This is a genomic window from Enterobacter cancerogenus (assembly GCF_019047785.1).
Lineage (GTDB): Bacteria > Pseudomonadota > Gammaproteobacteria > Enterobacterales > Enterobacteriaceae > Enterobacter > Enterobacter cancerogenus.
In genome coordinates this window covers 2129976-2143405 of sequence record NZ_CP077290.1, presented here as the reverse complement: position 1 = coordinate 2143405, position 13430 = coordinate 2129976, and the positions used below count along the sequence as shown (strand labels likewise).

Below are 13430 nucleotides of genomic sequence, written 5' to 3'. Positions count from 1 at the left end.
TGCCCTCACCCCGGTCCTCTCCCACAGGGAGAGGGAGAAAACCGGCGGCAGGCATAACAATGTGCTCAATCTATTCCCTCTCCCTTGAGGGAGAGGGGTAGGGTGAGGGGGAGAACCCGGCGAAGAACTTAACCGATCTGCCCATTCCCCAAATGCTTCACGCGGCGCTTCACTTCTTCCTGCTTACCGGCGTTGAACGGACGCGCGTCCGGGCTGCCGAGATAGCCGCACACGCGGCGGGTAACGGAGACGCGGGCCGCATCATGGTTACCGCATTTCGGGCAGGTGAAGCCTTTGCTGGTGCACTCAAACTCACCGGTGAAGCCGCACTCGTAGCACTCGTCGATTGGCGTGTTAGTGCCGTAATACGGAACGTGCTGATAGCTGTAATCCCATACGTCTTCCAGCGCCTTCAGGTTGTGCTGGATGTTCGGGTACTCGCCGTAGCAGATGAAGCCGCCGCTGGCGATAGGCGGGTAGGCCGCTTCAAAGTCGATCTTGTCGTACGGGTTCACCTTTTTCTCAACGTCCAGGTGGAAGCTGTTGGTGTAGTAGCCTTTGTCGGTTACACCTTCCACGATGCCGAACTCGGCGGCGTCCAGACGGCAGAAGCGGTCGCACAGGTTTTCGCTTGGCGTGCTGTACAGGCTAAAGCCGTAGCCGGTTTCGTCTTTCCACTGGTCAACGGCATCGCGCAGACGCTGAACAATCGCAACGCCTTTCTCACGCAGCGCTTCGCTGTCGTAAACGTGTTTGTCACCAAACAGCGCGTTAATGGTTTCGTGAATGCCGATGTAACCGAGAGAAATCGATGCGCGACCGTTTTTGAAGATCTCGGATACGTCATCGTCCGCCTTCAGACGCACGCCGCAGGCCCCTTCCATATAAAGGATGGGCGCCACGCGGGCTTTCACCCCTTCAAGACGCGCGATGCGGGTCATCAGCGCCTTGCGGGCCAGCTGCAGACGTTCGTCCAGCAGCGTCCAGAACGCCGCTTCGTTACCTTTGGCCTCCAGCGCGATGCGCGGCAGGTTAAGGCTGATCACGCCCAGGTTGTTGCGCCCGTCGTGGATCTGCTCGCCGTTTTCGTCTTCATACACGCCGAGGAAGCTGCGGCAGCCCATTGGCGTTTTGAACGAGCCGGTAACCTTAACCACCTGGTCATAGTTGAGGATGTCCGGGTACATGCGCTTGCTCGCGCACTCCAGCGCCAGTTGTTTGATATCGTAGTTGGGATCGCCAAACTTGTGGTTCAGGCCGTCGCGGATGGCGAACACCAGCTTCGGGAACACCGCGGTTTTGCGGTTTTTGCCCAGACCAGAGATGCGGTTACGCAGAATCGACTGCTGGATCAGACGCGACTCCCAGCTGGTGCCGAGGCCAAAACCGAAGGTAACGAACGGCGTCTGGCCGTTGGCGGTATGCAGCGTGTTGACTTCATATTCCAGAGACTGGAACGCGTCGTAGCACTCTTTCTCGGTGCGGGAGTGGGCGTAGCCGTCAGCGTCCGGGATCTGCCACTCTTCCGCCGTTTTACGGTGCTTATTGAAGCTCTCGGTCACGAACGGTGCCAACACTTCATCGATGCGGTTGATGGTAGTGCCACCGTAAATATGGCTCGCCACCTGGGCGATGATCTGCGCCGTGACCGCCGTCGCGGTGGAGATCGATTTTGGCGGCTCGATCTCGGCGTTCCCCATCTTAAAGCCCTGGGTCAGCATGCCTTTCAGGTCGATCAGCATGCAGTTGAACATCGGGAAGAACGGTGAATAGTCGAGATCGTGGTAGTGGATCTCGCCGCGCTCGTGCGCGGAGACCACGTCACGCGGCAGCAGGTGCTGGCGGGCGTAGTGTTTGGCGACAATACCGGCCAGCAGGTCGCGCTGGGTGGGGATCACTTTACTGTCTTTATTGGCATTTTCATTGAGCAGCGAGGAGTTTGTCTGCTCCACCAGGCCACGAATTTCCTGGTTCAGGCGACCGCGTTTTTCACGCTGGACGTCACGATCGTGACGGTACTCGATGTAGGCACGCGCCAGTTGCTTGTACGGCCCGGACATCAGCTGGTTTTCAACCGCGGTCTGGATCTCGTTGATGTCCACCTGGCTGCGTTCATTCATCTGGCTGCTAACGATTTCTGCGACGGTGGCGCAGTAATCTGCGTCATCGACTCCCGCTGCTTTAGCTGCACGAAGAATGGCTTCTTTGATGCGCTCTGATTTAAACGGCACTTTACAGCCATCACGCTTCATCACATGCGGTGTCATGATCACTCCATTTTAAAAACAGGTTATCCACAAAGGCGGGGAAGTATTCACCGGATGGATTATCAACCGGGCCAGTCACTTCCCTCGTTCCCGACACTTGTTATCCACAATTCCGGCCAGCGTCGATGCCGTCTTGTTGTTGGAATAGTAGACGATAAATACAAGATGTTGGGTCGGGCTGCATTTTAATGGCTATATATAGTGATTTGCATCAAACATGTTTGCGATTTTTTTGATTCAGAACAAAGTAAAAAGACGAGAGTACAAACGGCGGGCGCTACAGCCTTTGTAAAAAATAAAGGAAAAATCCGGTTATTTTTACAACAAAAACAGGCGCTCAGCGTGGGTGACCCTGAGCGCCAGCGCGTTAGCCCAGACCGAGAAGCCAGCGTAATCCGGCATGCAGAAAGGCTGCCGCCGCGATCGCCCCAAGGATCGTGGGAAGTAAAAGGGAGCGGGCAGGTTTATCGTTAGTCGCCGTATGCGCTTCGGCATTAAGGGCGGATAACGCCTCTTCGCACGTACGCGCTGCCAGCAGGCGGTTGCGCACGCGTTCATCCGTGAGGGAGGAGGTCAGCGTGGTCAGCAGCTGCATATGCGTGCTGCCCGCTTCGGCTTCCGGGATGGCCAGCAGGAAAACCATTCTGACGTCTTCATCGCCCTCCAGACCGGGCCAGAGAATGGGGTCGTCAAACAGCGCCAGGCAAAACGCCGCCCGCTGGACCACGGGCGACTTACCGTGGGGTACGGCAAGCTCCTCGCCAAGCGCGGTGGGGCCTTCACTCTCGCGTTGCAGCACGCAGCGAATAAACGCCTCTTTATCGCCGATCAGGTTGCGCGCCGCCAGGGAGGCGGACATCCGCTCGATCAGCGCGTCAGGCGTAGATAAAGGGGGATTGATAAAAATCAGGTCCGGGTACGTCAACGCACGCAAATTCATATTAAACCTCAAGCAAAAAGTCGCAGGTACAGGAAGGGGCAATCAGGGTTACCGGCGCAACGGGTTCTTCGAGATAGTTGATCTGTAAAAGCCCGGCCAGGTTCTCGGGAACCGGCACCGGCTGCGTTCCGGCGTTAAATACCCGTACGATGGTCCCGGACAGAGTGCGCGCATGGGGCAGCGCAGAGAGAATGAGTGGCTCCGGCAACGACAGCAATGAACATTCCGCCGGAAGATGCCGCTCGGGATGGCGCAGCTGAAAGCGCTCGAGGCGATTATCCAGCGTGTGCAGGGATTGCCGCTGGTAGGTAAAGGGCTGACCGCAGGCCTGATTTTCCAGCTGACGCAGCGTGAGATGGTCGGCATTGTCCGCCAGCGCAACGCTAAAGGAAAAGTGCAGCGGCTTGAGCAGCTGCGCATCCGGTGTTTCGACCACCGTATTGTTAATGCCCGATGCGCGCCCTGGTCGCCACTCAAGGTTGCTACGCCCCAGTACGCCAGTGGACTTAAACAGCGTCAGCGCAATAGCAGCCTGTTTCGCCCCGACAACCTGAAACTCTTTCATGCCGCGGCTGTTTACCACCAGCGCTTTTCCCGGCTCGGCGATGGCGATGATCCCCTCGCTGGTTTCGATATCCACCGGCCGCTCGCGATAGTGCGCCTGCCAGTTCAGGTCGTCACACCCCGTTGGGCGGTGAACGATGGCGAACGGCTGCGACGCAATGGACGTCCGGGTACGGATGTCGCTGTTAATGAGCAGGCGCAACCGATGGTCGCAGACGCTATTTTCAAGAGAGATATCAACATACAGATTGGGGTCGCCCTGACGCAGCTCGCACACGACGTGGACCGTGAGCGGTATGAAGCTGTTATCCGTGCGGGAAGAGAGGTCTTGCGGCAGATATAACAGGGCCTCAAGCTCCATCCGCTCAATGAGCGAATGCTTTTTGCAGTCGATCAGGGTGAAGTGCCAGCAGCGGGTGGGTTCATCCTCCGGCAGGGGCGAAAAGTCGTAACTGTCTCCGGCATCCGCACAGTCTTCGAAGCTAAACAGCCCGGTGATGCACCTGCCGTTGCGCTTATCGTGAAGCGTAAGCGTACCGGCGTCGATTGCCAGCCGACAGACTTCATTTTCAATCTCGCTGGCCGTTTTCTGGCGCGTCGGCACAAACGCTGCGGGGTTGGCTTGAACGGTAATGGCCCGGTAGCCAACGGCAGGCAGCGCCTGCGCCAGCAGCGCAATGTGCCAGCGGTAATAAGGCGGCAGGGGCGTTTCACATTCCCCCTGCGAACCGAGAGAGATAACGCTTCCTCCGGGCAGGGTTTCTCTGGTCAGCACCTCAAAGGTGAGCGGCTTACCCTGATGCGTCAGCGCGATATTGTCGGCGCGGCTGTACAACGTGGTTTTGACCACGCGACTGGTGCGGCTTGGCAGGGCGTTGAAGATAAGCAGATCGCCGTCGTCGCAGCTTGCCATCGCCAGCCCTTTAACGACCAGATTCCACAGGCTGTGGCAAAGCTGCCAGGTCTGCTCCAGGCGATGAAGAATATCCCGGTTCGTCGCGTCGCTGTTACATCCGCCCATGGAGTCATGGGCATGGCAGCGCAGCAGTTTTTTCCACAGGGTATCGACCAGCCCCAGATTGACCGGAATTCCCTGATGGCGCGCAATCGCAATTGCAGGCTCCAGCTGGCGCAGGATGAACTGTTCAATCTCGTCGTTTTTCTTTTTGATGTCGTAGCGCACGGAGCCGATGGTTTTGTGGATCCGGGTGTAGCGCGGTGATTTCAGCTCGCCTTCCCATTCCTCAAGCCGCTCGCGCTGCGGGCGCAGGCTCTCCACGTACTCCTCAAGCGAGCTGAGGAAATAGCGGTCTCGGGCGGGGGAGCGCTCGCTGGCCGTTTGCAGCGTGCGCGGCAGCGTCGGGTCGATGCTAACCTGATCGCCGCCGCAGGGCAGCAGCAGGTTGTCGATGCCCGCACGTTCGCGCAGCAGATCGACAATCGGGAAGATTTTGTTTTCAAGATGGTGGGGATCGGCGTGCATATTTTTGGCCGCGCCGTAACCCAGCGCCATCGCGCAGGCGATAACCGTTTCGCCAGAGGGGGCGCGCCACAGAAACTGGCTGTTTTTGACCATGCGATCGTGGTCGATCCCGCGCCAGAAGACGATGTTATCGATATTGCAGCCGCGCAGGATCGTTGGTATTTGCGCGTTGTGTCCGAAGGTGTCCGGCAGATAGCCCACCTGCATCGCGTGCCCGAGCGCCCGCGCGGCGGCGATGCCATATTTCAGGTTACGCACGATCGACTCACCGTGAACGTTCCAACTGTCGGTTTGGGTATACCACGGCCCGACAAACAGCCGTTTCTCGCTGACCAGCTTCTTCAGGCGCGGCGTGTATTCCGGATTCACGGCCAGGAAGTCGTCCACCACCGCCATCTGCCCATCAAGATGGTAGCAACGGTAGGCCGGGTCCTGCTCCAGCGTGTCGATAACGTCTGCAAAGTTCCAGGATGCCAGCACCGTGCTGTCCTGACGCGTGAAATACCACTCCTGATCCCAGTGCGTATGGGCAATAACGTGAATTTGACTCATGATATTTCCCTTAATCCGCGTTTTTAGGGCTGACGTAGAGCACGCCTAACGCGCAGATCAGCGCGCCCACGCACACGCTGGCAAGATAGCCTGCCACGTTCGTGGCCAGCGGCCATCCCCAGATGGCGGGCAGGGGAAGCGTCTGCTTCACTTCCAGAGCAATCGCCAGCAGCGCGCCAGAGACGGCGCCGATCATAAACACGGGGATCAGGCGCGGGTTTTTCAGGATGAAGGGGATTGCGCCCTCTGAAATGCCAATCAGGCCCAGCAGCAGCGAGGTACTGCCAACGGTTTTCTCTTCGCGGGAAAACACGTCCGGCAGGCCAAAGCGACCGTTCAGGAACGCCGCAAGGCCGACGCCGATGGAGGGGATCACGATGGATAATTCGCGGGCGGTTAAATCAAAGGTTTCGCTCACGCCGTTCAGGCCGAGCGCCACCGATCCCGCCGCTTTATTGACAGGCCCACCCAGATCGAACGCGGTGCCTGCGGCGATCATCGCTGAATAGAAGCCGCGTCCGGTATCGCCTGCCGAGGTAAAAAACACCACCATCAGCTGGTTGAGTGAACCGAAAACCGGATTGATCAGATATTCCATCACCATCACCAGCGTGATGCCGGTGATCAGCGGCACGAGCAGCATGGTTTTGATGGTGGTGAGTTGCTGGCGGACGTGGATAGTATCGTTAAGCCACCGCACCAGATAACCCACGAAAAAGCCGATGCCAATGGCGCCAAAAAAGCCCGACGGCATAAAGGTCGCAATGTCGAAAAAGCGCTTATACACCTCATCGGACATAATGCCGCCGATAAGCCCAGGGATCAGGGCGGGCTTGCCGGCAATCGAAAACGCCAGATACATGGCGAACACCGGATACATGAACTTAATGGTCATAAAGCCGAGCTTATCCAGCAGGCTAAACGGTGAATGCTCAATGTTGATGAATTGCCCGGTGATTTTGGCCGTCGCCATCATCAGGCCGCCCATTACAACCACGGGTAACATGTAGCTGATGGCCGCCATGATGTGGCCGATAAAAATCTGGTAGGCGGAGCGCGTAATCTCCGGCTCGTGTTCCCCGGCTTCGGCGCGTTTTCCCATCGCTAAAGCCTGGCGCAGGTAGCGATCGGTATCCTTGATAAGCTCCTGGGTGCGCGTTTTAAGGTGCGGGACACGCTCAAAACGTTCCACATCCTGAATGGGCACGTCGGTCGCCAGGATAATCGCGCTGGCGCTGGCAATGTCCTGTTTGGTGAGCCTGTTTTTGACGCCGTCGCTTCCCTGCGTTTCGACCTTGACCTCAATGTTGTGCTGTTTCGCCCAGGCCATAATTTTATTGGCGGCCATAAACGTGTGCGCTATTCCTGTCGGACAGGCCGTTACAGCGATAATTTTTTGTTTCATCATTGTAATAAATTCCTGACTGTGAAAATAACGGCAGTATAAAGAGAAATAAAAACAAGCCTTAATGTTTGCTAATACTAATTGCGTATCACGATACGCCTTGATGCAATGTGTGAAGCGCCTTCCAGAGACTATTTCCGCGAGCTGTTAATATAGCGTCTGGTTTTAACAGGGCGTGATATATGAATTCTTTTCAGGGAAGTGAACGTTTAATATTTGAATACATCCAGTTCCATGCGCATTCTATTTCTAATATTTCCGCAAAAGAGATTGCCCGGGATACATTTACCACCACGACATCGGTTAACCGCGTCTGTAAAAAGATGGGGTATAAGAGCTATACCGAGCTTCGGTATCGTTTTCTGGGCGATCAATCGCTGGCCTCACCCGCCGCCCCCTGCGGGGTGGCAAATGAAGAGGGGATTGTGACGGAGGTCTCCGGGCTGCTGGTGCACGCCAGCCATATCTACCTGTACGCGCGGGGTGCCTCGCTTACCAGCCTCAACTACCTGTCGCGCTTTTTGTCGCTGGCGAGCCTGCCGCATCTGATCCTCAACGACATGCACCAGCTCACGCGCGTGTCGAAAGGGACGCTGGTGCTGATCAGTAAATCAGGCGAGACCCAGTCGCTTATCGAAATGGCGCGTAACGCGCTGCGAAAAGGGCTGAAGATTGTGGCGATCACCCGTCAGGGATCGTCGCTGGCTGCTTTGGCGACGCTGTGCTGGCCGTTAACAATTGATATCAGCGCGGTTTCGCTCTATCAGCGGGAAGGGCAGCTTGAGCTGCTAAGTGCCGTGGACCGCATCGGCTGCAGGCTTTTGCAGCACGATGCGGTATAAGGTCGCGGTTAAAGCTGTTTAACAATGCCCAGGCGAACGGCGTAATCATTTTTATGATTGCCGTCGTCATCGATGTAGGTTTTATCCAGCGAGACCAGTTCGACATACGGCGTCCAGCCGTCGTCGAGTTTATAGTTAAACGCCACGGTATGCTCCCAGTAGGTATCATCCCCGGTCCCCTGATCGACATTATCCTGCCAGCGGAAACGCGGGTTATAGGACATACCGAATTTACCGATGTTATAGGCAAACCAGATATCGAACTGATGGGATTCACGGCGGGTATAGCCGCTGCCGTCCAGCTGTTTATCGCTGTGCGCGTCGTTTACGGTGTTGTAGCGATAGCGTGTGGAGAGATTGAGGCCATTGTCGAAGGCTTTCCATCCCTGAATAAAGGGACGGTAGTGCGTGTTGCTGGCGGTGAAAACGGTCACCATACCGGGCGCAACGGCGAAACCATTGCCGAGATCGAAGCGCCAGCGTGTCTCAATTTCCTGCGCGGCTTCGGTTAAGCCTTTATCGTCGGCGTTATATCGATCGGTATCGCCAAAAAAGGTATCGTTATGATTTTGTGCAGCCTCAACGGAAAAGTAAAAACCGTTATCCGCCTGATGCATAACCTTAATACGGGAGTCGTTAACGTCAGAGCGCGTATTATGACCGAAACGCAGATCGACGGCGGTATTTCCGCACCATCCCTGAGTGCTGATCAATAATGCGCTAATACAACTTGCTTTAATAATTGTCTGTTTCATCATATCCTGCCGGGGTTATTTAATTGGCAGGGCTATTTTTATTTTTGCCGTTGCAATATGTAAAAGTTATTGTCATACATTTAGCGTATCGCTAAACGCGGAAATAGCGGAGATACGACCCGCGCCGTATCTCCTGAGGTTTACGCCTGCAGCCACCAGACGGCTTCAAACGGCCGGAGCACTGCCGCGTCTGGACCGGCATAGTTGCTCATTACCACGTTCCACTCGCCATGCAGGGCATCGGGACGCCACTCCTGAGGCGCAGGGCTGAGGTTTGCGGCCACGATCAGAGTTTGCCCCTGCCACTGGCGGCGGTAGCACCACAGATAAGGGTGGTCAGGCAGAAGATCCTCATAATCCCCCCACGTCAGCACTGGCAGGGTTTTACGCAGACGAATCAGGGCTTGATAGGTATAAAACACCGAATCCGGGTCACCCAGCGCCGCGCGGGCGTTCACGGTTTCGTAGTTATCGCAGACGCTAATCCAGGGTTCGCCTGCGGTAAAGCCCGCGTTGTGCGAGGCATCCCACTGCATTGGCGTGCGGCCATTATCGCGGGATTTACTCGCCAGGATCGCCAGCAGTTCATCCGGATCGCGACCGGTTGCCCGCAGTTCGGCGAACATGTTCAGACTTTCCACGTCGCGATAGTCGGTGATGCGCGTGAAGTGCGGGTTGGTCATGCCAATCTCTTCGCCCTGATAGATATAAGGCGTGCCCTGCATGCCGTGCAACACCATGCCGAGCATCTTCGCGGCGACGACGCGGTATTCCCCCTCGTCACCAAAGCGCGACACAATGCGCGGCTGATCGTGGTTACACCAGAACAGCGCGTTCCAGGCTTTGTTATGCATCCCCTGCTGCCAGTGGCTGAACAGGGTTTTCAGCGCCACGAAGTTTGGTTTTGCCTTCGTCCACTTTTCGCCGCCGGGATAATCGACCTTGAGGTGATGGAAATTAAAGGTCATCGACAGCTCGCGGCCATCGAGCGATGCGTACTGCTGGCAGTTCTCCAGCGAGGTGGATGACATTTCGCCTACGGTCATCAGGTTGCGCGGCGTAAAGACGTCGCGGCTCAGCTCCTGCAGATACTCGTGAATGCGCGGCCCGTCGGTATAGAAGCGGCGGCCATCGCCCACGTCGTCGTTCGGGAAATTCTGGTCTTTTGAAATCAGGTTGATCACGTCGAGACGCAGACCGTCCACGCCGCGATCGGCCCAGAATTCGCACACGCTTTTTAGCTCGGCGCGCACGTCAGGATTCTCCCAGTTGAGGTCCGCCTGCTCCGGGGCGAAAAGGTGCAGATAATACTGCTCGCTTTCGGCATGCCAGCGCCAGGCGTTGCCGCCGAATTTCGAACGCCAGTTGTTAGGCAACTGGTCCGGCGTGCCGTCGCGCCAGATGTAGAACTGACGATACGGGCTGGCTTTATTCAGCGATTCGCGGAACCAGGCGTGCTGCGTTGAGGTGTGGTTCAGCACCATATCCAGAACAATGCGAATGCCGCGCTGGTGCGCCTCGGCGACCAACTCATCAAAATCGTCCAGCGTACCGTAGGCCGGATCGATGGCGGTGTAATTCGCCACATCGTAACCGTTATCCACCTGCGGAGAGATGTAAAACGGCGTCAGCCAGATGGCGTCGATCCCGAGCGTTTTGAGGTAATCAAGACGCTGCGTTACGCCGCGTAAATCGCCGGTGCCGCGCCCGGTCGTGTCCTGGAAGCTCTTCGGGTAGATCTGATAGATGACGCCGTTCTGCCACCAGTGAGGAAGGGTATTCATAATGCGTTCCTGCAAATGCGAAGGGGGCGCAACTGCGCCCCGAAAGATAACGTTAGACGATCTGGAGCGTGCCCTGACGGAATTTACGCTGGTATATCACGGTGGTGAGCGCCATCGGGACGATAATTGCGATGGCCATTGCCAGGGCAAACACCTGCCAGAACGCGGGCTGAATGGAGAGGATGCCCGGCAGGCCGCCGACGCCGATCCCGTTCGCTATCACGCCGTTCAGGCCACACAGCAGGCCCGCCAGGCCGGAGCCGATCATTGCGCAGAGCATCGGGAAGCGGTACTTCAGGTTGATGCCGTACATTGCCGGTTCGGTCACGCCGAGGTAGGCGGAGATCGCCGCCGGAACGGAGATTTCACGTTCGTTATGCTTGCGGCTGACGATGATAATGCCGGTGACCGCAGAAGCCTGTGCGATGTTAGAGAGCGCAATGATTGGCCAGACCGGCGTGCCGCCAAGGCTTTGGATCATCTGCATATCAATCGCCAGCGTGGTCTGATGCACGCCGGTGATCACCAGCGGGGCATACAGGAAGCCAAACAGCGCGGCACCAATCGGCGCGAAGCTGCCGGTCATCAGGTGACGCACCGCGAAGGCCACACCGTCGCCAATCAGGCGGCCAAACGGACCGATAAAGGCATGCGCGAGGAACACCGCAATAATCAACGAGCTGACCGGCACTACCACCAGATAGAGATAATCCGGCACCATGCGCTTGATGCGCGTCTCGATAAAGCCCAGCGTCAGGCCTGCGAGCAGGGCGGGAATCACCTGCGCCTGATAACCGACTTTCGCGATGGTAAACAGGCCGAAGTTCCATACCTCCGGCACCTGCTGACCAAGTAAGTAAGCGTTCATTAACTGTGGAGAGACCAGCGTGACGCCCAGTACGATGCCGAGAATCGGCGTACCGCCCATCTTGCGCACCGCGGACCAGCAGATCCCCACCGGCAGATAGAAGAAGATCGCTTCGCCAATCAGCCACAGGAAATCATAGATGCTTTGCAGGGCCGGGTACATCTGCGCCAGCGTTTTGCCGTCGCTCATCGGCACGTCCCCGATGACGTTGCGGAACCCTAAGATTAAGCCCCCGCTGATCAGCGCCGGCAGCAGCGGGAAGAAAATCTCTGCGAAATGGGAGATAAGCTGTTCGTGCCACTTCATATTCTGGCGCGCGGCTTTCTTCGCCTGCTCTTTATCGGCGGAGGAATGCCCGGTTGTCGCCAGCAGAGCCTGATAGTAATCGCCCACTTCGGTACCAATAACGACCTGGAACTGACCGGCGTTGGTAAAGCAGCCTTTGACCATCGACAGCTCTTCAATGGCTTTAGGGTTGGCTTTGGCCGGATCGTTCAGCACGAAGCGCAGGCGGGTAATACAGTGGCTGACGGTCGCAATGTTCTCGCGTCCGCCGACCAGGACGATCAGCTGGTCGATATCTGCTTGTCTGACTTTACTCATCATGAAACCTCATGATCTATTGATAGGGGTTATGACCTGAGCGCAAGCCTACTCTTTAAGCGTGACGGCGAAAACGGGAACGTTCCCGAAATTGGGGGAGGATCACAATAATCTGATGTTGGATGGTTAAGCTAGGTGTGAGGGAATAACGATCTGGCGCGGCTCCGCGCGACCATTAATCTGCTCTATCAACTGCGCGGCTGCCTGTCGGCCAGACTCCGCGTAGCCGGGGTCGACGGTGATGATCTCCGGGTGCAGGAACTTCATCAGCGGCGTGCTGCCCACGCTTGCGACCTGCAGATTGGTAATACGCTGTTCATGTAAATACTTACTTACGCCAAGCGCCAGAGTATCCGTGGCGCAGACCAGCGCGGTGGTTTGGGGCGTCAGGACGCTTGCGGCCTGCTCATACCCTTGCTTCATGCCCAGGCCCGGCAGGGACGCCACGGCGGGGAGGTTATGTTTTTTACAGAACGTCAGGTATGCCTCGTGGCGGCGCTTGCCGGTGGTCACGTCGGTATGCGGGACGCCCAGATAGCTTATATAGCGATGGCCCTGCTCGAACAGGCGCTGCATCAGGGTGATAATCGCCCCCTCGTCATCGTAACAAACGGAGGCGAACCCGCTGGCATCACGCGCCAGCAGCACCAGCGACCGCTGCCACGGCTTAAGTATCTCGTCCTGAATCCCGGAAAAGCCAAACAGCACCACGCCATCAATGTTGCGGCGCTGGAGCATGCCCAGGTGCTCTTCCACCATCTGCGGCGAGAACTTGCTTTCCATCATGATGGGATCGTAACCCTGCTCATAAAAGGCGGGAAGCATGGTCTGTACGGCGAGGTTTTCTGAGAGAGAATCCAGACGCGAGACGATAATGGCGACGACTTTATCGCTCTGACCACGCATGGCGCGCGCAGAGCGGGAAGGGGAAAAACCGTGCTGATTCATCACCGCCTCGACGCGTTCACGCGTGCGTTCGCTGACACCGCTTTCGTTGTTGAGCACGCGCGAGACGGTGGATTTCCCCACGCCGCTTAAACGCGCAATGTCTTTAATCGTAAGGCGGTTCTGCATGCTGTTTTCCCTGTAACAACGACAAAATGGTCAATTGAGCCTAATGCTATAGCGCGAATTGGCTATGGGCAAAGTCTGGTTTACGTTAGGTTTATTTGCCTGGGGTTATAATACCGCCCGAATCGTCACAAACGGTATGGATAAATCCTTATACTGCGCGGCGACATCCCACTTTTTACTTACCGGAGGCTATATGGATCCCGATCCCGCCCCTCTCCTGAACGGGAGAGCAATTTCTTTCCGGTAAGCCAGCCTCCGCGCTGCTCACCGGTTACGTGAGGCAGCGCGTTTTA

The 13430-nt window shown here is 56.8% G+C and carries 9 protein-coding genes; 1 reads left to right on the top strand and 8 read right to left on the bottom strand.

Translation table 11 applies throughout. The features are described 5' to 3' along the window. Positions 1 to 128: 128 nt before the first annotated feature. The 4 genes from nrdD to I6L58_RS10010 all read right to left on the bottom strand — a co-directional run bounded on the left by nrdD (position 129) and on the right by I6L58_RS10010 (position 7214). Positions 129 to 2267, bottom strand: a complete 2139-nt coding sequence (gene nrdD / locus I6L58_RS10025) for an anaerobic ribonucleoside-triphosphate reductase (RefSeq protein WP_088208738.1) — start codon at positions 2265 to 2267, stop codon at positions 129 to 131. A 367-nt stretch (positions 2268 to 2634) separates the two neighbouring features. Then, positions 2635 to 3207 carry a PTS sugar transporter subunit IIA gene (locus I6L58_RS10020; protein ID WP_006179075.1) on the bottom strand — a complete coding sequence of 191 codons (573 nt, stop codon included), beginning with the start codon at positions 3205 to 3207 and terminating at the stop codon, positions 2635 to 2637. 1 nt (position 3208) lies between these two features. Then, positions 3209 to 5806: a glycoside hydrolase family 38 N-terminal domain-containing protein gene (locus tag I6L58_RS10015; protein WP_088208739.1), complete on the bottom strand. Its 2598-nt coding sequence runs from the start codon at positions 5804 to 5806 to the stop codon at positions 3209 to 3211. Between the two features lie 10 nt (positions 5807 to 5816). Further along, positions 5817 to 7214 carry a PTS fructose transporter subunit IIC gene (locus tag I6L58_RS10010; protein WP_088208740.1) on the bottom strand — a complete coding sequence of 466 codons (1398 nt, stop codon included), beginning with the start codon at positions 7212 to 7214 and terminating at the stop codon, positions 5817 to 5819. Positions 7215 to 7393: 179 nt separating this feature from the next. Between I6L58_RS10010 and I6L58_RS10005 the strand changes: the two genes are divergently transcribed. Then, complete coding sequence (locus tag I6L58_RS10005; RefSeq protein WP_006179078.1) at positions 7394 to 8053, top strand: MurR/RpiR family transcriptional regulator; 660 nt, start codon at positions 7394 to 7396, stop codon at positions 8051 to 8053. A gap of 8 nt (positions 8054 to 8061) precedes the next feature. Here I6L58_RS10005 and I6L58_RS10000 read toward each other — a convergent pair whose 3' ends face one another. From I6L58_RS10000 to treR, 4 genes are all read right to left on the bottom strand, one after another. After that, a complete protein-coding gene (locus tag I6L58_RS10000) occupies positions 8062 to 8808 on the bottom strand; it encodes an oligogalacturonate-specific porin KdgM family protein (protein WP_088208741.1) in 747 nt (248 codons plus the stop codon). A 140-nt stretch (positions 8809 to 8948) separates the two neighbouring features. After that, positions 8949 to 10592 carry an alpha,alpha-phosphotrehalase gene (gene treC, locus I6L58_RS09995; RefSeq protein ID WP_088208742.1) on the bottom strand — a complete coding sequence of 548 codons (1644 nt, stop codon included), beginning with the start codon at positions 10590 to 10592 and terminating at the stop codon, positions 8949 to 8951. A gap of 52 nt (positions 10593 to 10644) precedes the next feature. Further along, the gene (gene treB / locus I6L58_RS09990) at positions 10645 to 12063 is read right to left on the bottom strand and encodes a PTS trehalose transporter subunit IIBC (RefSeq protein WP_088208907.1); all 1419 of its coding nucleotides are present in this window, start codon (positions 12061 to 12063) and stop codon (positions 10645 to 10647) included. 126 nt (positions 12064 to 12189) lie between these two features. After that, positions 12190 to 13137, bottom strand: coding sequence for a trehalose operon repressor TreR (gene treR / locus I6L58_RS09985; RefSeq protein ID WP_088208743.1), 948 nt, complete (start codon positions 13135 to 13137; stop codon positions 12190 to 12192). Positions 13138 to 13430 lie beyond the last annotated feature (293 nt).